Raw genomic sequence first — 20,696 nt, 5'->3', positions numbered from 1 at the left:
CAATCGCCAGTTGCTGCGCGACGCCAAGCTGGCATGGCGTAGGTGGGGGAAGCCGGACAAACATGGCGACAGAGACGACGAAGCCGCAATCGCGCGCGACGCAAGGGGCGGGGCCGTGACCAAGCCGCGCTCGCGCCGCGGTGGCGGGCGCCCGACCATCGCCGATGTCGCGCGCAAGGCCGGCGTCGGCGCCATCACCGTGTCGCGGGCGCTGCGCGAACCCGACCGCGTCAGCCAGGATTTGCGGCGCCAGATCCAGGCCGCGGTCGACGAGCTCGGCTATGTGCCGGACCCCAATGCGCGGGCGCTGGCCTCGGCGCGCGCCGATGTGTTCGGCGTGCTGGTGCCGTCGCTCACCAACAACGTCTTTGCCGAAGTGGTGCGCGGCATCTACGACAGCCTGTCGGACGGCCCGTTCCGCGTCCAGCTCGGCAACACCCATTATTCCGGCCTCGAGGAGGAGCGGCTGCTGCAGGTGTTCGCACCGCAGCGCCCGGCGGCGCTGATCGTGGCCGGCATCGACCAGACGCCGACGTCGCGAAAACTGCTGGAGAGCGCAGGCTGCCCGGTGGTGCAGGTGATGGAGACCGGGCCCGACCCGGTCGACATGCTGGTCGGCTTCTCGCATTTCGACGGCGGCAGGACTGCGACCGAGCATCTGATCGAGGCGGGCTACCGGCGGATCGGCTTCATCGGCGCGCGCATGGATCCGCGCTCGCAGCGGCGTCTTGCCGGCTATCGCGCGGCAATGGAGAAGGCCGGCCTGTTCGACCCGCGGCTGATCACCACCACGCCGCTGTTGTCCAGCGTGACGCTCGGCCGCGAGCTGCTTCGCGATGCGCTGGCCAAGATGCCGGCGCTCGACGGTGTTTTCTGCAACAATGACGATATCGCGCTCGGCGTTCTCTTCGAATGCCATAGCGCCGCACTCGACGTGCCGAAGACAATCGGCATTGTCGGCTTCAACGATCTTGAGATGATGCAGGCGGCGTTCCCGCCGCTCACAAGCATCCGCACCCCTCGCTATGAAATCGGCCGCCGGTCTGTTGCCATGGCGCTGGCGGCGATCGCCGGGCGGAGGCCCGAGCAGCGGGTCGTCGATCTCGGTTTCGAGCTCAAACCCCGCGAGAGCACGGCACGCTGAAACCAGCATTCGAGGCCTCAGCAAATGGTGCTTTACACAACGTCATGGTAGCGCTACCATTTTCGTTGAACAGGCGTTTTGGCGGAAAGCCGAGCCTGTTTATTATACATAAGCAACAGCTCATGCTTGTTTATTATGTATAATATGCTAGGTTGAGTGTCTCGCCCATGAAGCGGCGAGGGGGAGGGGATCGGGCCGGCTTCGGGCCCTTGAGACGTGCCGCCGGCAAGCCTGGAGGGGCTTCGCCAGGCGTGGAAATCGCCACGACAAACAGCATCAAGCAGCACTGCAAACGGGAGGAATATCGATGATCAAGTCATTCGTTGGCGGCATCGTTGCCGCCACTGCATTCGTCATGTTGAGTTCGTCGGCGATGGCCGACCCTGAAGTCGTCAAGGGACCAGCGGCCGAGCCCGACTGCTTCGCGCCGTGGGCGGCCGACACGCAGTTCTTCAAGTTCCCCAAGAAAGATGGCCCATACCGCATCGCGCTCGCCAACGGCTATATTGCCAACACTTGGCGAATCCAGATGATCCAGACGGCCAAGGCCTACGCTGCGCAGAAGGACGTCGCGGCAAAGTTGAAGGAATTCAAGGTCGTATCGACCGGCGAGGATGTGCCGGCGCAAATCTCGGCGATCAACAACTTCATCGATTCCGGTTTTGACGCCATCGTCGTCAACGCGCAGAATCCGACCGCCTTCGGGCCGGTCATCAAGCGCGCCAAGGAAGCCGGCGTCGTGCTGGTCGCCTTCGACAACATCCTCGACACCAAGGACGCCATCAACGTCAATGTGGACCAGAAGGGTCTTGGCACGCTGTGGGGCAAATGGCTGATCGACCATATTCCGGATGGCGGCAAGATACTTGAAGTGCGCGGCGTTGCCGGCACGTCGGTCGATACCGACCGCCACAACGGCATCCATGAGGCCTTCGACGCCTCGGGCAAGAAATGGGAGGTCACCGAAGTCGCCGGCAAGTGGGATGATCCGACAGCGCAGAAGGTCACGGCTGACGCGATCGCCACCAATGGTCCGTTCGTCGGCATCACCGGCCAGGGCGGCGACACCGGCATCGTTCAGGCGATGATCGACGCCAAGCATGCGTTCGTGCCGTTTGGCGGCGAAACCGAAAACGGCTTCCGCAAATTCTGCGCGGCGCACGCGGCGGACGGCCTGAAATGCTCCTCGGCCGGCACCGGCCCTGCCCAGGTCGCGGTCGCTATCAAGACGGCGATTGCCGCACTCGAGGGGCAGGTCGTACCGCAATCGGTCAAGCTGCCGCTCGCCATCGTCGAGGATCCGAACTTCAAGGAAGGCCAGGACTACTTCCCCGACCAGTCCGACAATTTCTTCGTCGGCAATTCCTTCCCGACCTGCGGCATCAATTTCACCGCGCAGGAAATCATGGGCCAGACGAAGGCCGACCAATAGGCTGCACATTCGGCGCCGCGCGATGCTCCGCGGCGCCGAGCCACTTGCCATCTCAATCCATAAAACTGCTCCGGAGGGCTGATGGACGGTGCGGCTCCACTCTTTCGCATGGAAGGCATTTCCAAGCGCTATGGCGGCGTGCGTGCGCTGGAGAAGGCCGAACTTTCGGTTACATCAGGCAGCATCCACGCCATCCTCGGCGAAAACGGCGCCGGCAAATCGACGCTGATCAAGGTCATGGCCGGCGTGGTGGCGCCCGACGAGGGCACGATGACGCTGGACGGGCGTGAGGTCAGCTTTGCCTCGCCGGCCGCGGCCAACCAGGCCGGCATCGTCTGCATCTTCCAGGAACTGTCGCTGGTCCCCGAACTCAGCGTCGCCGACAACATCGTCATTTCCGATCCGCCGACCCGGTTCGGGATGATCGACCGCAAGGCGCAGCGCCGCATCGCCGAAGAGGCGCTGGCACGCGCGGGTGCGGCCGACATCCATCCGCTGGCGCTGGTCAAGGATCTTCCCCTCTCAAGACGGCAGATGGTCGAGATCGCCAAGGCATTGGCCAGGAAGCCGCGCATCCTGATCCTCGACGAGGCGACGTCAGCGCTGGCTGCCGCCGATGTCGCCAAGATCTTCGCGGTGCTGAAACGGTTGCGTGGGGAAGGGCTGGCGCTGCTCTACATCTCGCACCGGATGAACGAGATCGCGGAACTCGCCGACCAGTGCACGGTGTTTCGCAACGGCCGCAATGTCGCCAGCTATGCCGCCGGTTCCAAGAGCGACAATGAGGTCGTCGAGCTGATGATCGGGCGAGAATACAGCCATATTTTTCCGCCCAAGCCAGTGCGTCTGCCGGCTGCCGCTGCCCCGGTGCTCGAAGCGCGCAACCTGTCGTGGACAGACCGGCTGGACAATGTCTCGCTGACCGTCGCGGCCGGCGAGGTGGTGGGCCTTGGCGGCCTCGACGGCCAGGGGCAGCGCGAGTTGCTGCTTGCCTTCTTCGGCGTGCTGCGCGGTCTCTCCGGAGAGATCCTGATCGATGGCAAGCCGGTGGCGATCGCCAGCCCGGCCGCGGCGCGCGACGACCGGATCGGCATGGCGCTGATCCCCGAGGATCGCAAGACGGAAGGGTTGATGCTGCCGATGACCGTGCGCGAAAACCTGTCCTTCGCGGCGCTCGACCGGCTGTCCAAAGGCGGCATCATCGACCGCGCCGCCGAACAGCGGCTGATCGACGACATGGTGGGGCTGCTGGCAATCAAGACGGCCGGTCTCGACATTCCGGTCGGCGCGCTGTCGGGCGGCAACCAGCAGAAGGTGGTCATCGCCAAATGGCTGATGCGCCAGCCGCGCATCATCCTGCTCAACGACCCGACGCGCGGCATCGATGTCGGCACAAAGCAGGAGCTGTATCAACTGATGCGCAAGCTTGCGGACGCGGGTGCCGCGATCCTGTTCTACTCGACCGACTATGACGAGCTGATCGGCTGCTGCGACCGGGTGCTAGTTCTCTATGACGGCGCGGTCAAGCGAGAGCTGGTCGGCGCCGAGCTCACCGAACGGGCGCTGATCGCCAGCGCGCTCAACATCCATGGCGGCGACGCCACCCCAAGGCACGGAGCGGACGCGTGAAGGATTGGCGCTACTGGCTTGCCGAACAACGCGGAACGCTGCTGGCGTTCGCCATCTTCATCCTCATGTTCGCGATCTACACCGCAAACCATCCGGCAGGGTTTACCGCCAATGTCGTGCAGACGGCCTCCAACAAGGGCGTGCTGCTCGCCTTCGTCGCCATGGCCCAGACGCTGGTGGTGATCACCGCCGGCATCGACCTTTCCGTCGGCATGATCTTCACGCTGACCAATTGCCTCGCCTCCTGGCTGGTCATCGGCACCGGCCTCGAGACCGCCTTCGGCGTCATCGCCGTGCTCGGCACCGGGCTCTTGTGCGGGGCGATCAATGGCGCCATCGTCATTTACGGCCGACTGCAGCCGATCGTTGCCACCATCGCCACGGGTGCCGTCTATTTCGGCATCGCACTGCTGCTCAGGCCGTTCCCGGGCGGCTCGGTCAACGAGGATCTGGCCGATGCGCTCACCGGACGCCTGTTCGGCGTGGTGCCGGCAAGCCTGGTCACGCTGCTCGCCGTGGTGCTGATCGTCTGGGTGCCGTTCAGCCGTTCGGTGCTTGGCCGTGCCGCCTACGCGGCGGGCTCATCCGAGACGGCGGCCTACATGTCCGGCGTGCCGATCCGGCGCGGCAAGTTCGCCGCCTACGCGCTTGCCGGGCTGCTGGCGGCGATCGGCGGCCTGTTCCTGACCTTCTTCACCTATACGGGCGATGCGGCCTATGCCAGCGGTAACGCCTATACGCTGTTCTCGATCGCCGCAGTCGTGCTGGGTGGCGTTTCGCTGTTCGGCGGCAAAGGCAGCGCGATCGGCGCGATCTTCGGCGCGCTTGCCTTCCGCACTATCGGCGACCTTTTGTTCGTTTTCGATTTCGATCCGCTGTGGCAGCCGCTGTTCCAGGGCGTTATCCTGCTGATCGCGGTCAGCCTTGGCGCCTTCGCCCTGTTTCGGGTCCGCAACCGGCTGGAGTGGTTCCTGTGAGCGAGACGACGATGAGCGGCATCGCCAACCGTATGCCCAAATTCATTCGCCGCGCCGATCCGGCGGTGCTCACCGCGTTTGCCTGCATCGTGCTCTTGCTGTTTCTCGGCAGCCTCTATTCGCGCAGCTTCCTGTCGCCTGAATATCTCTTGCAGCAGCTCAAGGTGGCGTCGTTCCTTGGTGTCATCGCCACTGGCATGATGCTGGTCATCCTGCTCGGCCAGATCGATCTGTCGGTGCCGTGGTCGGTGGCGGTCGGCGCCATGATGGCGGCCGCGGCCGCGGCCTATGGCCCGATCGGTGTGGCGCTGGCCATTCCGTTCGGCATCTTTTGCGGGGTGCTGATCGGCATCGTCAACGGCATCGGCGTCGCCTATCTGCGCATTCCCTCGATGATCATCACACTCGCCACCAACGCCGTCGCGCAAGGGCTCATGGTCGTCTATACCGGTGGCTTCTCGCCACAGGATTCGGCCACCGGCGCCATGCGTTATCTCGCGACAGGTTTTACCATTCCGGGCGTTCCCAACGCCGTCATCATCTGGGCGCTGATCGGTGCCGCGATGGTGTTCGTGCTGACCCGCACCAGCTTCGGCCGCAGCGTCTACGGCATCGGCAACCGCGAGCGTGCCGCCTATCTCTCCGGCATCGACACAAGGCGCGTGGTGATGATCGCCTTCGCCATATCGGGCGGCCTCTCGGCCTTTGGCGGGGTGCTTCTGGCCGGCTATGCTTCCAAGGCGGCGCAGTCGATGGGTGACGCCTATCTCCTGCCGTCGATCGCCGCCGTGGTGCTTGGCGGCACCTCGATCCTCGGCGGCCGCGGCTCCTATCTCGGCACCGTTGCCGGCGTCATCCTGATCACGCTGCTGCAATCCATCCTGTCGGTCATGCAGATGCCCGAGGCCGGCCGGCAGATCATCTATGGTGTCGTCATCGTCGCCATGCTCCTGCTCTACGGCCGCGCGCCGGCAAGCCGCTGACCGTGGACGAAAAGACGGCACAGGCGCCAACGGGCGCTCCCGGATCAGTGCCTCGGGCCATCGTGGTGATGGGCGTCGCCGGCTGCGGCAAGTCGGCCGTCGGCACGGCGCTGGCAGCAGTGGAAGGGGCCGTGTTTGTCGAAGGCGACAGGCTGCACCCGCCCGAAAACGTCGCCCGCATGGCGAGCGGCGAGCCGCTCACCGATCAGCTTCGCGAAGGCTGGCTCGATGCCATTGGCGAGCGGATCGCGGATTTGACCGGCAGCGGCCAAAGCGTGGTCGCCGCCTGTTCGGCGCTGAAGCGCAGCTATCGCGAACGTCTGCGCGGCTTTCGCCGGGATATCGTGTTCGTCTATCTGGAGATCGATCCTGCCACCGCCAAGCGGCGCGTCGCCGCCCGCAAGGGGCATTTCATGCCGGCAAGCCTGGTCGAAAGCCAGTTCGCCATCCTCGAGCCGCCTGGCGCCGACGAGCAGGCGCTGACGGTCGACGCCAAGCTTCCGGTCGCCGACATCGTCACCGCCGTTGCCAGCCTGCTGGCCAACGCCAAATCATGAACCACCGTCGTCGGGCAAGGCGTTTTCCGGCCGTTCGGTGAACCGGTCGGCGCCGGACCAGACCATCATTTGCTCGGGATAGAGTTGCAGCGCCTCCAGCAGGCGGTCACGCTTGAGCAGAATGTACTCGGCCTGCAACGTCATGTTCTTGGCGCCGCCGGCTCTGGTCGTGGGCTCGCCGGTTGCCGTCAGGGCCGGCACCAGTTCGGGACTCAGGATGGCGCGGTACTGGCGGAACGGATCGGTCTCGAAGGTCGACATGGAAAACAGCGCCGCCTTGCCTCTGGCAGCGAAATTCGTCGGCGCCGAGGCGAGGTGGGTCCAGCCGCGCTCGCCAATGCCGACTTCGGTGAATGTCGAACCGGCATGCACGGTGTTGGTCACCAGCACGACGCCGTTGTTGCCAAGGATCTTCTGGATTCGGCCGGTGACCTGGTAGGCGTCGCCGCGATCGAACACGATCCGGCTTTTCAGAAAACGATTCTCGACCCGGACGATTGGCGGGTTCAGGAAGCGCAAGCCGAAGGTCGAGTCGGATATGCCGTGAGCGCTGACACTGAGCTGGTGCGCCTCGATGCCGGCTTCATAGAGCGCGCGTTTGCCCATGATGGTCTGGGCCGTGAACTGATCGCACCAGATGATGGCGCCATGGCCGCGCTTCAACGCTGTTTGCAGGCCCTCCAGGCCCTCCAGCCGGATATCGGGTGACCAGCGGCGGTGAACGAGATGCGCGGCAAGCAGCAAACGCCGGCGGTGGTTGGCGTAGAGCAAGGCCCTGAACTGCTTTCGCGCATCGATGCCGTTGCCGAGCACCGCGCGGGTCGCGGCGGCGTAGCGCACGAAATCCTTGCGGGTATGGCGCTTGAGGCGCAGCCCCGATACGCGGCTGCAGATCGCGGTCCACCAGCTGATCGGCAGCACTGCCGCGACGCCGAGATAGAAGGCGGCCAGCAGCAGCTCGCGAAAATCCCTGTTGTTGAAGGTACGCAACTTGCCGGGGCGAACCAGCTTGCGGCTGAAGAAGCGCACATGCTCGGCGCGTTCGGGCACCAGCAAATCGGCGATGATTTCAGTATGGTAAATGACGGCGGACGATGGTGTCCGGTCGGCTTTCCGGGATTTTCCCAACCACGGCAGCCTCATCCGATCGGTGTCCACCTGTTCTTGCGCGCATCCGAAAATCGCTTTACTGCGTCTGCCACGGGCGCGCAATCGGCGCCGGCAGGCCATGGTGAACGCCATTCAGGGTTCGAACTTGCAACAGGCCCTATCGGTAGCACTTCCGCAACTGGCGCCCTGGCAGCCGGCTGCGGTGGCGCTGATGGCGCCGGACCGGGCTCCGCTCAGCTTTGCCGGCCTCGCTGACCTTGTCGACCAACTCTGCGGCGATCTCGCCAGGCGTGGTGTTCGCCGCGGCACGGCCGTCGGCATCGTCCTGCCCAACGGCCCGGAAATGGCGAGCTGTTTCCTGGCGGTCTCGGCGCTGGCGACGGCGGCGCCGCTCAATCCGGCTTACGGCGAAGACGAATTCCGCTTCTATCTCGGCGATCTCGACGTGAAGCTTCTGCTGTGCGGGCAAGGCATGGGTGAAGCCGCGCGCAACGCCGCAGAGGGGCTCGGCATTGCGGTGCTCGATGTCGTCGTGACCGAGGGCGCCAAGGCCGGCGAATTTGTCCTGTCGGGCGAGGCCGAACTGGCGGCTGCTGGTGACGCACAGCTCAACGGACCCGACGATTTCGTGCTGGTCCTGCACACGTCGGGAACCACGGCGCGGCCGAAGATCGTCGGCTTGCGGCAGCGCAATCTCAAGGCATCGATGGCCAACATCGCCCGTACCCTTGCGCTGTCGGCGGACGATGTTTGTCTCAATGTGATGCCGCTGTTTCACATTCACGGGTTGATGGCGGCGCTCAGCGCGCAGCTGGCAGTCGGCGGTGCGGTTGTCTGCACGCCGGACTTCAACGCGCTGAAATTCTACGGCTGGCTGGGCGACTTCCGGCCGAGCTGGTACAGCGCGGTGCCGACCATGCATCAGGCGATCCTGGCGCGCGCCGCGCGCAATGGCGAGACGATCGCGGCGGCGCGGCTTCGCTTCATCCGCTCGTCTTCGGCCGCACTTCCCGATGCCGTGTTCCGCGACCTCGAGCGCGTCTTCGGCTGTCCGGTGGTCGAGGCCTATGGCATGACCGAGGCGGCGCACCAGATGACGTCCAATGGGCTGCCGCCGGCGCGGCGCAAGCCTGGCTCGGTCGGCCCGCCGGCCGGTCCAGAGGTAACGATCCTGGACGACAAGGGGACAATCCTGCCGGCTGGCGAAAAGGGCGAGATCGCGGTGCGCGGCGCCAACATCCATGACGGCTATCTCAACAATCCGGCGGCCAATGAAGTTGCCTTCACCGATGGCTGGTTCCGCACCGGCGACCAGGGACTGATCGACGGCGATGGCGACCTCAAGATCACCGGGCGGCTGAAAGAGATCATCAATCGCGGTGGCGAAAAAATCTCGCCGCTCGAGGTCGACAATGTGCTGCTCGATCATCCGCTGGTGGCGCAAGCGGTGACCTTCGCCGTGCCGCACGCCATGCTGGGCGAAGAGGTGGGGGCCGCAATCGTGCTGGCCGAGGGCGCCACCGCCGATGCCGATGATATCCGCGATTTCGCGCGCAGCCGCATCGTCGAGTTCAAGGTGCCGCGCCACATCCTGTTTCTGCAGGAAATCCCCAAGGGACCGACCGGCAAGATCCAGCGGGTCGGGCTAGCCGGCAGGCTCGGCCTGGTCTGAGCCCTGTCGAGCCGAAGTCGGTTCGACCGCTATTCCACAGTTATCGTCTTGCCAATTTCGGGAGGCGACTGCCGCTTGGCGATTCGCACGATAAATTTACTTTCGGATCGAATATACCCTCCAATATTTGTAGTGTAATATACCTTCGTTGGTCTTGATGGGGTGAAGAGGATAAAGGCCAGCGTCGAGCAGCACTTTCATGCGAATTTTGAGAATTTGAAACCTGGGCAAAGGGGGATCAAATGACGTCTGTAACGGCAAAAGTTGGAGCATTTTCGGTCAGAGCTTATCGGGGAGATGCAAAAACACTTCTAGCCTTCAATATCGAAGGCGAGGCGGCAAGGAAAAGACTTTCCGGTTTCACGATACAGGTGAAACCACCGGGCATTGATCCGTATTATATCCAAAATAATTTGAGTTTCGAAAAACCAGGCGATCATGCCCAGCTTGCCACTGAGCCTGCGTTCTCAAGCATTAATGCGCCTGTTCACAAATTTCGCTGGGTGCATGTTCCGGGTCTCGTCCATCAGGGACTGAAGCCGGTCTACGGAACCTATACCTATTATGTGACGCCTCGTTACTTCAACGACAAGCGATCGTTGCTGCCGCTGAACCCGAGCCTGACCGTGAAGCTGCAGATCAAGGTCGATACGTTTGCCAAGGGTAAACTCAAGCTTGGATTTACCCGTGGATTCACGCAGTCCCAGGCGTTTGTGCGACATTTCGGGCTTGATGCCGTTATCAAGCCGAAGAATGCCGGTCTGCTTTTCGATACGTCACAACAGTCCGGCACCAACGCGGCGGGCGAAAAATTTACTTTCGATGATCAATATCAGTGGCTCGGGTTTACTGCCCAGGATCGGATTTTCGAAATTCTTGAAGAGGTAAGGTCGAACAAAAAACTGAAGCTTGATGTCTTTGTATATGACTTGAGCGAGCCGAACGTTGTCAAAGCGCTGCTTGACCTTGGCGCCAGCAAGCGCGTTCGGATTATCCTCGACAATGCGGCACTCCACCACAATGCCGCCAAGCCGAAGCCCGAGGATGAATTCGAAACTTTGTTTATCAAGCGGGCAGGTGCCGATCTTATCAAACGTGGCAAGTTTGGCCGCTATGCCCACAACAAGGTTCTCATAGTTTCAAATAGCGATGGACCGCAGAAGGTTTTGACGGGATCGACCAATTTTTCCGTCACCGGACTGTATGTGAATTCCAATCATGTTCTCGTGTTCGACGATGTTGGCGTGGCAAAGACCTACGCTGGTGTCTTTGAGGAATCGTGGGCTGACAATCTCAGCAAATCGGCATTTTCGGCTTCAAAGTGGTCGACGAAACCGTCGTCGTTCAAGCCGCCTGCTGTTCCCAAGATGAGCATTACATTCTCGCCGCACAGCGCTGGCGACGCCAGTCTGGTCCTTGGCGGCGTTGTCGATCGTGTCAAAGCCGAGGCCGACGTCAAGGGAAGGATAGGCAGTGTTCTGTTTGCGGTCATGCAACTTGATGGTGGGTTGGACAATCCGGTCTATGATTGCCTCAATGCGGTCCATAAAAGCGAGGCGATCTTCAGCTACGGAATTTCGGACACGCCGAACGGCATATCGCTGTACGAGGTAGGCAAGAAGACCGGTGTTCTGGTCACCGGCAAGCCGGTCGGCACACAGCTTCCGCCTCCATTCAACCAAGTGCCCGACGTCGGCCTTGGCCATCAGGTGCACCACAAGTTTGTAGTGTGCGGATTTAACAGTCCTGACGCTGTGGTCTACTGTGGCTCGTCCAATCTCGCCCTGAAAGGGGAAGAGGTGAATGGCGACAATTTGCTGGCGATCCGGGATGGTGACGTGGCGACGGTTTTTGCCATCGAGGCGCTGGCCTTGGTAGACCATTTTGAGTTTCTTGACCGGGCCGCGACCGGTCCCAAGGCGAAGGCAAGCAAGAAGGTGGCTGCCGTGAAGCAGCAGGCTGCCGCTTCGGCAGGATGGTTCCTGGGGACCAGTGATCGGTGGGCCGCGAAATTTTTCGATCCCAACGATCTGCATTTTATGGACAGGGAGTTGTTTGCCGGCTGAACCCAGCCTGCTGCCACTCCAACGATCAGGCGTCTGGAGCGCGTCGTGCGTGAACGGATTCAGGCGACGCGCTTTCAGCACTTATTTTGTGCATGCTCTCAAGGCCCGAGCCACTTTTTGAGCAACAGGCATCAGATCTGCGACGTCAGTTCGACCGGAAAATCGTCATTGTCGGCATCGCGCATGGCGGCGAGGCTTCTGTTGTCCAGCACCTCGGCGATTGCCTGGCGCACTTCCAGCATCATGTGCCGGACCTGGCAGGTCGCCTCGTCGCAATCCTCGCAGCGCTGGTATTGCGTGCGGCTGGCGCACGGGATCGGCGCCAGCGGGCCGTCCAGGACACGCACGACATGGCCGATCTTGATCTCGGAAGCAGGCCGGGCGAGGCGATAGCCGCCTTCCTTGCCCTTGCGGCTCAGAACGAAGCCGGCATTGCGCAGTTCGCCCAGAATGGCATCCAGGAATTTCTTCGGGATGTTGTTGGCGACCGCGATGTCGTTGACGAATGCAAGCTGGCCGACCGGCAGGCCGGAAAGATGCACGAGGGCCTTGAGGCCGTATTTGCCTTTTTTGGTAAGCATGCCCGATTCAGTTCATGAAAACCCCAACCACCCGCATCTGGCGGTTGTTTGTGTGCAAATCATGACGTTTCGCCTGAACAACCCGGTTTCGCGTAGAACAAGCCGCCCGGTTGAGAGGTTAGGCACAAAGGCGTTGATTCTTTGTAACGTTTTTCACATGTGCCGCCGGATTCTGGCGGGTAGCAGTCTCTAGGTGCGCAAAACGAAAAAAGCCGGCAAAAGAGCCGGCTTTCTTGTTCAGTTCTCAGCCCGGCTGCCGATGTCAGCGGCTGCCATAGGTCTGGTCGAGCAGGCCGCCGGCGGCGAAATGCTCCTTCTGCACCTTGTCCCAGCCGCCGAAGACGTCTTCCACCGTCAGCAGGCGGACATTGGGAAAGTCTGCCTTGTATTTTGCCGCGACCTCAGCGTTGCGGGCGCGCAGGCCATTTTCGGCGGCGATGGTCTGGCCCTCCGTTGTGTAGAGGAAGTCGAGATAGGATTTGGCGAGGTCGCGGGTGCCGTGCTCGTCGGCGACCTTGTCGACGATCGCCACCGGGAATTCGGCAAGCAGGCTGACAGTTGGGGTGACCTGTTCGAACTTGTCGTCGCCATACTCCTTGCGGATGCCGCGCGTCTCCGACTCGAAGGTGATCAGCACGTCGCCGATCTCGCGCTGCACGAAGGTGGTGGTGGCGGCGCGGCCGCCGGTGTCGAAGATCGGCACGTTGTTGAACAGCTTGGTGACGAACTCCTTCACCTTGGCGTCATCGCCCTTGAAGGCTTCCTTGGCGTAGGCGGTCGCCGCCAGATAGGTGTAGCGCGCATTTCCCGAGGTTTTCGGGTTGGGGAAGATCACCTGGACGTCGTCGCGCACGAGGTCGTTCCAGTCCTTGATGTGCTTGGGGTTGCCCGCGCGGACGAGAAACGAAGGCAGCGAATAGAAGGGCGAGGCGTTGTCGGGAAAATCCTTCTGCCAGTCGGCCGAGACGAGGCCTTTCTTGACCAGGAAGTCGATGTCGGTGACCTGGTTGAAGGTGACGACATCGGCGCCAAGGCCCTCGGCGATCGCACGCGCCTGTGCAGAAGTGCCGGCATGCGACTGGTCGACGGTGACGCCGGGATGACCGGCGATGAAAGCCTTGTTCATCTGGACGAACAGTTCGCGGCCGACATCATAGGAGGCGTTGAGCAATTTGTCGGCCGACCAGGCTTGCGAGGAGGCGAGCACCAGGCCGGCGGCGGTGGCGACGCTGAGCAAAAATCGCTTCATGAAAAGGGCTCCTTGGGAATGCCGGTTCGAATGCTTCGATATAGCGCGCCAACATAATAGGACGATGTCCAATACCGCCAGACACGCAGTCCGGGTCCATTGAGCGGTGATGAGAAAAAGCGTTGCTGAAACAGCCGGTTGGTAGGATTTCCTTCCAAACGGATTCGCTTCGGCCAGTCGGCGGATGATGTCTATGCCACCGGGAAAAGTTTCCAGCGCCGCGGCCTGAACGCTACCCGGCTCTTCTGCGCCGCCGGATGGTCGACGGGCAGTTCGATCTCGACCCGCTGGCGCTCGCCGCCGATTTCCAGTTCGACGCGCCTGGTGCCGGCGACGCGGCGGCTGGCGGCGACCGTGCCGGCGATACAGCCGCTGCAGCCGTCGAGCAGTTCGACATCGTGCGGGCGGAAGTAGAGCACGGCCTCGCCGCTCGGCGCATGCGGCGCCGAGAGCCCGATCGGCCGGTCGGCGATCCAGACCTGGCCGTCCTCGACCTTGACGGGGAGCGTGCTCGATTCACCGATGAAGGAGTAGACGAAGGGCGAGTTCGGCGTGTCGTAGATCTCGTCGGCCGAGCCGACCTGCTCGATGCGGCCCTGGCTCATCACCACGACACGGTCGGCAAGCTCCAGCGCCTCTTCCTGGTCGTGGGTGACGAACACGGTGGTGTGGCCGGTGCGGTCGTGGATCTCACGCAGCCAGCGGCGCAGTTCGCGGCGCACCTGTGCGTCAAGCGCGCCGAACGGCTCGTCGAGCAACAGCACCTTGGGCTCGATGGCCATGGCGCGGGCGAGGGCCACACGCTGGCGCTGGCCGCCGGAAAGCTGCGCGGGATAGCGCTTCTCCAGCCCGGACAGCTGGACGAGATCGAGCAGCTCCGATGCGCGGCGGCGGATTTCGGCCGCCGGCGGCCGCGACGGCCCGTGCCGGACCTTCAGGCCAAAGCCGATATTGTCGGCGACCGTCATGTGCCGGAACAGCGCATAGTGCTGGAAGACGAAGCCGACATTGCGTTCCTGGATCGACCGCTGCGAGGCATCCTCGTCGCCAAAGAAGATCTTTCCGCGCGTGGGGCGTTCCAGGCCGGCAATCAGCCGCAGCAGCGTCGTCTTGCCGGAGCCGGATGGCCCGAGCAGCGCGATCAACTCCCCCGACTTGATGTCAAGCGATACGTCATGGAGGGCCGGAAACCGGTCAAACTCCTTGCGCACGTTGGCAACGCGAACTTCCATTTACAGAACCCTCTAATGCCCGCGCGTCGCGGCGATCTCGGCGCCGTAGCGCATCTCGAGAAGTGTTTTCAAGACCAGCGTCACCAAAGCCAGGCCGGCAAGCAGCGAAGCGACGGCAAAAGCGCCAACGGCGTTGTACTCGTTGTAGAGGATTTCGACATGCAGCGGCATGGTGTTCGTCAGCCCGCGTATGTGGCCGGACACGACCGAGACCGCGCCGAATTCGCCCATCGAGCGGGCGTTGCACAGAAGCACGCCGTAGAGCAATCCCCATTTGACGTTGGGCAGCGTCACATACCAGAAGGTCTGCCAGCCATTGGCGCCGAGCGAGAGCGCCGCCTCTTCATCGCCATTGCCCTGTTCCTGCATCAGCGGGATCAGTTCGCGGGCAACGAAGGGGAAGGTGACGAAGACTGTGGCCAGCACGATGCCCGGCACGGCGAACAGGATCTGGATGCCATGCTCCTTCAGCCAACCGCCCAGCAGCCCCTGCGCGCCGAACAAAAGCACATAGACCAGGCCGGAGATGACCGGCGAGACCGAGAAGGGCAGGTCGATCAGGGTGGTCAGGAATGCCTTGCCCTTGAACTCGAACTTGGCGATCGCCCAGGCAGCCGAAATGCCGAAGACGACGTTGAGCGGCACGGCGATCGCCGCTACCAGCAGCGTCAGCCGGATCGCCGAACGCGTATCGGGGTTGGACAGCGATTCCGTGTAGGCCCCCACGCCTTTGGCAAGCGCCTCGTGAAAGACGATGATCAGCGGCAGGAGCACGAAGATGACGAGAAAGGCGAAGGCCACCGCCATCAGCAGCAACCGCACCGGCAGGCTTTCGGTTACCGCGGCCGACTGGCTCTCGTGATGCGGCTCGTAGGATTTGATCTCGGGATCAGCCATAGCGCTTGCGGCTCCATGACTGCGCGAGATTGACGATCAGGAGCATCACGAACGACAGCAGAAGCATGATCGCCGCGATCGCGGTCGCCGCCGGATAGTTGTATTCCTCCAGCCGGATGACGATCAGAAGCGGCGCGATCTCCGATTTGTAGGGCAGGTTGCCGGCGATGAAGATGACCGAGCCGTATTCACCGACGCCGCGCGCGAAGGCCAGCGAGAAGCCGGTGACAATGGCCGGGGCCAGGCCTGGAAACAGGATGCGGGTGATGATCTGGAAGCGGTTGGCGCCGAGCGTGGCGGCTGCCTCCTCCACTTCCTTGTCGATCTCCTCCATGATCGGCTGCACCGTGCGCACGACGAAGGGCAGGCCGATGAAGACCAACGCCACGACGATGCCGAGCGGCGTATAGGCGACCTTGATGCCAAGCGGCGCCAGGAGATGGCCGATCCAGCCATTGGGCGCGTAGAGCGTGGTCAAGGCGATACCGGCGACAGCGGTCGGCAGCGCGAAGGGCAAGTCGACCATGGCATCGACGATGCGACGGCCGGGGAAGCGATAGCGCACCAGCACCCAGGCGACGAGCGTGCCGAAGACGACGTTGACGGCTGCCGCGATGAAGGCGGCGCCGAAGCTGATTTCGAGCGCGTTGAGGGTCCGGCGATCGGTGGCGATCGCCCAGAAATCGGTCCAACCGAGGGCTGCCGAACGCCACACGAGGCCCGACAAGGGGATGAGGATGATGAGCGTGAGGTAGGCAAGCGAGAAGCCGAGCGTCAGTCCGAAACCCGGAATGACACTCGGCTGTCTGAACCGCCACCCCGCCTTGGCGGGTGCTATGGTCATGTCGTCCTGATCTAGATTTTAGCTCACTGGGCCGGCTTGTAGATCTGGTCGAATATACCACCGTCACCGAAATGATAAGGCTGTGCCTTCTTCCAGCCGCCGAAAAGCGGATCGTCGATGGAGATCAGCTTGATTTCAGGGGTTTTCGGAATATCCGCCGGATCCACCAGCTCGGGCTTGGCCGGACGATAGTGGTTCTTGGCGATGATCGTCTGGGCTTCCTTGGAGTAGAGCCAGCCGAGATAGGCTTCGGCGACCTTGCGCGTGCCCTTGGCGTCGACATTGGCGTCGACGATCGCCACCGGCGGCTCGGCCAGGATCGAGGTCGGCGGGTAGACGATCTCGAAATTGTCGGCGCCGAATTCATTGAGCGCCAGATAGGCGTCGTTTTCCCAGCCGATCAGCACATCGCCGATGCCTTTTTGCGCGAAGGTTACGGTCGAGCCGCGCGCGCCGGTGTCGAGCACCGGAGCATTGGCGTAGAGCTTGCCGACGAATTCCTTGGTCTTGGCTTCGTCGCCGCCATCATTGGCGTTGGCGTAGGCCCAGGCGGCAAGGTAATTCCAGCGCGCGCCGCCCGACGTCTTCGGGTTCGGCGTGATCACCTGGACACCGTCCTTGACCAGATCGCTCCAGTCATGGATGCCCTTCGGGTTGCCCTTGCGGACCAGGAAGATGATGGTCGAGGTGTAGGGGGCTGAATTGTTCTCGAACTTCTTGCGCCAGTCCGGATTGATCTTCTTCGACTTGGTGACGATGGCGTTGATGTCGCCTTCGAGCGCCAGCGTCACCACATCGGCGTCGAGGCCGTCGATCACGGCGCGGGCCTGGGCGCCGGAGCCGCCATGCGATTGCTGGATGGTGACCGTCTCGCCGGTTTCGGCCTTCCAGTGCGCGGCGAACGCCTCGTCATAGGCCTTGTAGAGTTCGCGTGTCGGATCGTAGGACACGTTGAGAATGGTGGTATCGGCAAACGCGAAACCGAGCGTGCCGAACTGGATCGATGTGGCGACCAGTGCGCCGAGCAGTTTCCTGAAATGAGGTTTGGTCATTTCCGCCTCCGTTGATGACGGCTGAACTCTATCGAATTGATAGAAATTAGATGCATTCAACGTTGCCTTTTTTGGCCCTCCGAAGCAATTTTTCGCCGATATTCTACGCTGAGAGGAAACATTTTCCTCATATTAGCCCGGGCTGACTCCAGGCCGGTCCGGCGCTATTTAGAAGCGGGCCGCGCGGAGGCAAGGCCGCTGCGGCCGAGATTCGCCCTAGCATCTGGGTGGTTTCAATTCGCAGTGACGGGGAAGTCGAAGCGCTGCTTTGGAAACGGTTCGTTTGCCAGCGTGTAGTGCCACCACTCGCGCGCATAATTCTTGAAGCCGCCGGCGCGCATGGCATCGAGCAGTATTTTACGGTTTTCCGCCGCCTCTGTTGCCAATGGGCGGTGGGCCGTTTCGCTTGTAGGATCGAAGCAGTCGAAGCTGGTGCCGAAATCGAGCGTGCCGGCGCCGGTCGCACCACAGGCGGCGGACGACGTGCTTTTGCCGTCGCTGCGGGCGATGGCGACATCGACGGTCGAGCCGCGTGAATGGGTGGACAGTTCGCCGATATAGCCCTTGGCGATGAGATCGCCGCGCTTGACCTCGGGATACCATTGCGGGTCGGGCGGGCCACCTTCTCTGGTCCATTTGCCCATGTCGGCGACGGCGCGGGCCGGGCGGTAGCAGTCGAAGACGACCAGCGTCAGGCCGTCAGAAGCGAGCGCTTTCTGCACGCCGGACAGCGCTTGCGCCGTCTGACGGGTGAGGATGCAGACTGGCGCGTCGTAGCCGTCGGCCTTGCGATGCAGGAAGTTTTCCAGGCCGGAATAGCGGATGTCCTGGCGGATTGTGGGGTCGACATCGGCCAGGCGGACAAAGCCGGCGGGCAGGGGATCGGCGGCGGCGGGGAGGGTTGCCAGCAAAGTGGCGAGAATGGCAGCGACACTGCGCAAAGTATGGTGCGAGCCACCCCCCTCTGGCCTGCCGGCCATCTCCCCCTCAAGGGGGAAGATCAGATATGCGCACCGCTTTCGCCAACGGTCGAGGGCAGCGCACGACGCTGAAGCTGCCAATCTCCCCCCTTGAGCGGGAGATGCCCGGCAGGGCAGAGGGGGGTGCCTCGCGCCGGGTTTTAGGCGAAGAAGCCCAATCCCCTGAATCGCTTGGCGCCATCTATTCAACGAACACCTTCACGCTTGCCGCACGTCCTGCGGCATCAATGACGGTCAGCGTCGAATAGCCGGCGCCGTCGGGCAGCCAGGTCGCTGTGCGGCGGCGGTCGATGCCGACCAGCGGCTTGCCGTTTGCAAGCCAGCGAAACGGCGCGCGGCCGCCTTGCAGTTTCAGCACCAGCGGCGAGGCCTCGGCGGAGTTGGTGGCAAGATCGACGCGGGCGCCGTTGGGCGGAAAGATGATGGTCGGCGCCGGTTCGGTCGGGCCTGCCTGCACCAGCCCGTCGGCGCCGGCGCCGAAACGGGCCAGGGTCACCGGCAGGTCTTCGCGCTTGGCCTTGACGACGCCGGCCGGCTGGCCAGGCAGCGGCACGGCGGCGAGGCCGGAGCGGACGAAGCCTCCGAACAGGATGGGAGCGGCCGAGACATAGCCGGACAGGCCGGGTACGGCACCCGCATCTGCGCGGCCGACCCAGACGCCCAACACGTAGCGGCCGTCGAAGCCGACCGACCAGGCATCGCGGTAGCCATAGGACGTGCCGGTCTTGTAGGCGATGCCGCGTTGCAAGGCGCCCTCGGGTGGCTTCACGCCCGACAATATGTCGGTGATCTGCCAGTTCGCCTGGGCGTCGAGGATGGTGGCGGTGGTGCGCTCGGCATTGGCCGGTTCGGTGCCGTCATGCAGCGTGTTCGCCTTGCCGCCATTGGCGAGCCCGGTATAGAGCTGGACCAGATCGCGCAGCGTCACGCCGACGCCGCCAAGGCCGATAGCAAGGCCCGGCGCCTCGTTGACCGGCAGCACCGGACTAACGCCGGCCTGGCGGAAGCGCGCCATCAGCCGTGCCGGACCGACCGAGTCAAGCACACGGATCGCCGGCACGTTGAGCGACAGCTGGAGTGCCTGGCGGATCGAGACATCGCCCTGGTAGCCCATGTCGAAATTCTTCGGCCGGTAGCCGCCGAAATCGACCGGGCTGTCCTCGATCAGCATTTCCTGTGCCACCAACCCCTGCTCGAAGGCGAGCCCATAGATGAACGGTTTTAGCGTCGAGCCGGGCGAGCGCACGATCTTGGTCATATCAATCCAGCCGGAGCGGCTTGCATCGAAGAAATCGGCAGAACCGACTTCGCCGAGGATGTCACCGGTGCGGGCATCGGCCATCACCATGGCGACCGAGAGGCGAGGGCCGAGCTTGATGGCGGCATCGCGTGCCACCTGCTCCAGCCCTTGCTGGACGCTTTTGCGGATCGTCAGCTGCAGCGGCTTGCCCGGCACTGCCTTGGGCAGCATGGCATAGGCGGCGTGCGGCGCCAGCGCCGGCAGCTTGCGGCGCAGGCCCGAGACATCGTCAAGCGCTGCGCGCGCGGCCTCGCGCTCGCCAAGCAAGCCGGATGAAACCATGCGTGTCAGCACGCGGTCGCGGGCGGCGTGCGCAATGTCGAGATTGCGGTCGGGGCGGCGCTTTTCCGGCAATTGCGGCAGCGCCACCAGCAAGGCCGCTTCCGAGACCGTCAGCCGCTTCGGCTCCTTGCCGAAATAGGCGAGCGAGGCCGCGCGCACGCCTTCGAGATTGCCGCCATAGGGCGCCAAGGTCAGGTAGCTTTCGAGGATCTCCTGCTTGGACAGCCGCCGCTCGATCTGGATGGCGCGCAGCATCTGCTTGAGCTTGGAGCCGAGGCTGCGGCTTTCGCGCGGCTCGATCAGTCGGGCAAGCTGCATCGACAGTGTCGAGCCGCCGGAGACGATATGGCCGTTGGTGACGAGCTGACCGGCCGCGCGTGCCAGCGCCAGCACGTCGACGCCCTTATGGTCCCAGAAGCGCTTGTCCTCATAGGTGACCAACATGTCGACGAACTGCTTGTCGACCTGGTCGAGCCTTGTGTCGAGCCGCCAGTAGCCGTCCGGCGTGGCGAAGGCGCGCAGGAGCTGGCCGTCGCGGTCCTGGACTTCGGTCGAGACGGCGAGTTTTTCGGGCAGGGGTGGTGGGTAGGCGCGGTCGAGCTGCCAGAGAGAAGCAGCAGCGATTGCCGCAAAGCCCGCGAGGGAAGCTGCGGCGATGCCTGTTCGACGGAGAAATTTTCTGGAGAGCATGGTGCTGCCCCTCATCCGC

At 63.1% G+C, this 20,696-nt stretch carries 17 protein-coding genes; 8 read left to right on the top strand and 9 right to left on the bottom strand.

Translation table 11 applies throughout. From position 1 onward, the window contains the following. Positions 1-115: 115 nt before the first annotated feature. From gntR to AC1DYC_RS10990, 6 genes are all read left to right on the top strand, one after another. Positions 116-1,144: an HTH-type transcriptional regulator GntR gene (gene gntR, locus AC1DYC_RS11015; protein ID WP_477301028.1), complete on the top strand. Its 1,029-nt coding sequence runs from the start codon at positions 116-118 to the stop codon at positions 1,142-1,144. A 307-nt stretch (positions 1,145-1,451) separates the two neighbouring features. After that, entirely contained in the window at positions 1,452-2,576 is a 1,125-nt protein-coding gene (locus tag AC1DYC_RS11010; RefSeq protein ID WP_477301030.1) for a sugar ABC transporter substrate-binding protein, read from the top strand. Positions 2,577-2,657: 81 nt separating this feature from the next. Next, the gene (locus tag AC1DYC_RS11005; RefSeq protein WP_477406191.1) at positions 2,658-4,205 is read left to right on the top strand and encodes a sugar ABC transporter ATP-binding protein; all 1,548 of its coding nucleotides are present in this window, start codon (positions 2,658-2,660) and stop codon (positions 4,203-4,205) included. Beyond that, a complete protein-coding gene (locus tag AC1DYC_RS11000) occupies positions 4,202-5,182 on the top strand; it encodes an ABC transporter permease (RefSeq protein ID WP_477301034.1) in 981 nt (326 codons plus the stop codon). The genes AC1DYC_RS11005 and AC1DYC_RS11000 overlap by 4 nt, the downstream gene beginning before the upstream one ends. Further along, positions 5,179-6,165 (top strand): ABC transporter permease, encoded by a 987-nt coding sequence (locus tag AC1DYC_RS10995; RefSeq protein ID WP_477406189.1) that lies wholly within the window; start codon positions 5,179-5,181, stop codon positions 6,163-6,165. The genes AC1DYC_RS11000 and AC1DYC_RS10995 overlap by 4 nt, the downstream gene beginning before the upstream one ends. 2 nt (positions 6,166-6,167) lie before the next feature. After that, entirely contained in the window at positions 6,168-6,722 is a 555-nt protein-coding gene (locus AC1DYC_RS10990; RefSeq protein WP_477406187.1) for a gluconokinase, read from the top strand. On the opposite strand, the gene AC1DYC_RS10985 is transcribed toward AC1DYC_RS10990, so the two are convergent. Next, a complete protein-coding gene (locus tag AC1DYC_RS10985; RefSeq protein WP_477406185.1) occupies positions 6,717-7,865 on the bottom strand; it encodes a hypothetical protein in 1,149 nt (382 codons plus the stop codon). The genes AC1DYC_RS10990 and AC1DYC_RS10985 overlap by 6 nt on opposite strands. A gap of 112 nt (positions 7,866-7,977) precedes the next feature. Here AC1DYC_RS10985 and AC1DYC_RS10980 point away from each other — a divergent pair, with 112 nt between their 5' ends. Together AC1DYC_RS10980 and AC1DYC_RS10975 are read left to right on the top strand one after the other, a co-directional pair. Continuing rightward, positions 7,978-9,504: an acyl--CoA ligase gene (locus AC1DYC_RS10980; RefSeq protein ID WP_477406183.1), complete on the top strand. Its 1,527-nt coding sequence runs from the start codon at positions 7,978-7,980 to the stop codon at positions 9,502-9,504. A gap of 242 nt (positions 9,505-9,746) precedes the next feature. Next, on the top strand, positions 9,747-11,570 hold the full coding sequence (locus AC1DYC_RS10975) for a phospholipase D-like domain-containing protein (protein ID WP_477406181.1): 1,824 nt from the start codon (positions 9,747-9,749) through the stop codon (positions 11,568-11,570). A 131-nt stretch (positions 11,571-11,701) separates the two neighbouring features. Here AC1DYC_RS10975 and AC1DYC_RS10970 read toward each other — a convergent pair whose 3' ends face one another. From AC1DYC_RS10970 to pbpC, 8 genes are all read right to left on the bottom strand, one after another. Continuing rightward, complete coding sequence (locus tag AC1DYC_RS10970) at positions 11,702-12,151, bottom strand: RrF2 family transcriptional regulator (protein ID WP_112394487.1); 450 nt, start codon at positions 12,149-12,151, stop codon at positions 11,702-11,704. A gap of 262 nt (positions 12,152-12,413) precedes the next feature. After that, a complete protein-coding gene (locus AC1DYC_RS10965) occupies positions 12,414-13,400 on the bottom strand; it encodes a sulfate ABC transporter substrate-binding protein (protein WP_477406179.1) in 987 nt (328 codons plus the stop codon). A gap of 191 nt (positions 13,401-13,591) precedes the next feature. Next, positions 13,592-14,632 carry a sulfate/molybdate ABC transporter ATP-binding protein gene (locus AC1DYC_RS10960; protein ID WP_477406177.1) on the bottom strand — a complete coding sequence of 347 codons (1,041 nt, stop codon included), beginning with the start codon at positions 14,630-14,632 and terminating at the stop codon, positions 13,592-13,594. 12 nt (positions 14,633-14,644) lie between these two features. Further along, positions 14,645-15,529 carry a sulfate ABC transporter permease subunit CysW gene (gene cysW / locus AC1DYC_RS10955; protein WP_477406175.1) on the bottom strand — a complete coding sequence of 295 codons (885 nt, stop codon included), beginning with the start codon at positions 15,527-15,529 and terminating at the stop codon, positions 14,645-14,647. Then, the gene (cysT, locus tag AC1DYC_RS10950; protein ID WP_477406174.1) at positions 15,522-16,373 is read right to left on the bottom strand and encodes a sulfate ABC transporter permease subunit CysT; all 852 of its coding nucleotides are present in this window, start codon (positions 16,371-16,373) and stop codon (positions 15,522-15,524) included. The genes cysW and cysT overlap by 8 nt, the downstream gene beginning before the upstream one ends. Before the next feature lie 23 nt (positions 16,374-16,396). Next, positions 16,397-17,425 (bottom strand): sulfate ABC transporter substrate-binding protein, encoded by a 1,029-nt coding sequence (locus AC1DYC_RS10945; RefSeq protein WP_477406172.1) that lies wholly within the window; start codon positions 17,423-17,425, stop codon positions 16,397-16,399. A 233-nt stretch (positions 17,426-17,658) separates the two neighbouring features. After that, entirely contained in the window at positions 17,659-18,405 is a 747-nt protein-coding gene (locus AC1DYC_RS10940; RefSeq protein ID WP_477406170.1) for a M15 family metallopeptidase, read from the bottom strand. 181 nt (positions 18,406-18,586) lie between these two features. After that, positions 18,587-20,677: a penicillin-binding protein 1C gene (gene pbpC / locus AC1DYC_RS10935; protein ID WP_477406168.1), complete on the bottom strand. Its 2,091-nt coding sequence runs from the start codon at positions 20,675-20,677 to the stop codon at positions 18,587-18,589. Positions 20,678-20,696 lie beyond the last annotated feature (19 nt).

Source organism: Mesorhizobium sp. P2_E7 (assembly GCF_056403855.1).
The sequence above is the reverse complement of the archived record's forward strand: the minus strand, read 5'-3'. Positions and strand labels throughout refer to the sequence as shown.

Excerpts from the sequence above, each read along its gene's own strand:
- cysT (WP_477406174.1), bottom strand. The coding sequence starts at position 16,373 with ATGACCATAGCACCCGCCAAGGCGGGGTGGCGGTTCAGACAGCCGAGT.
- AC1DYC_RS10970 (WP_112394487.1), bottom strand. The coding sequence starts at position 12,151 with ATGCTTACCAAAAAAGGCAAATACGGCCTCAAGGCCCTCGTGCATCTT.
- AC1DYC_RS10975 (WP_477406181.1), top strand. The coding sequence starts at position 9,747 with ATGACGTCTGTAACGGCAAAAGTTGGAGCATTTTCGGTCAGAGCTTAT.
- AC1DYC_RS10940 (WP_477406170.1), bottom strand. The coding sequence starts at position 18,405 with ATGGCCGGCAGGCCAGAGGGGGGTGGCTCGCACCATACTTTGCGCAGT.
- AC1DYC_RS10985 (WP_477406185.1), bottom strand. The coding sequence starts at position 7,865 with ATGAGGCTGCCGTGGTTGGGAAAATCCCGGAAAGCCGACCGGACACCA.
- AC1DYC_RS10945 (WP_477406172.1), bottom strand. The coding sequence starts at position 17,425 with ATGACCAAACCTCATTTCAGGAAACTGCTCGGCGCACTGGTCGCCACA.
- AC1DYC_RS10960 (WP_477406177.1), bottom strand. The coding sequence starts at position 14,632 with ATGGAAGTTCGCGTTGCCAACGTGCGCAAGGAGTTTGACCGGTTTCCG.
- pbpC (WP_477406168.1), bottom strand. The coding sequence starts at position 20,677 with ATGCTCTCCAGAAAATTTCTCCGTCGAACAGGCATCGCCGCAGCTTCC.
- AC1DYC_RS11010 (WP_477301030.1), top strand. The coding sequence starts at position 1,452 with ATGATCAAGTCATTCGTTGGCGGCATCGTTGCCGCCACTGCATTCGTC.
- AC1DYC_RS11005 (WP_477406191.1), top strand. The coding sequence starts at position 2,658 with ATGGACGGTGCGGCTCCACTCTTTCGCATGGAAGGCATTTCCAAGCGC.
- AC1DYC_RS10965 (WP_477406179.1), bottom strand. The coding sequence starts at position 13,400 with ATGAAGCGATTTTTGCTCAGCGTCGCCACCGCCGCCGGCCTGGTGCTC.
- cysW (WP_477406175.1), bottom strand. The coding sequence starts at position 15,529 with ATGGCTGATCCCGAGATCAAATCCTACGAGCCGCATCACGAGAGCCAG.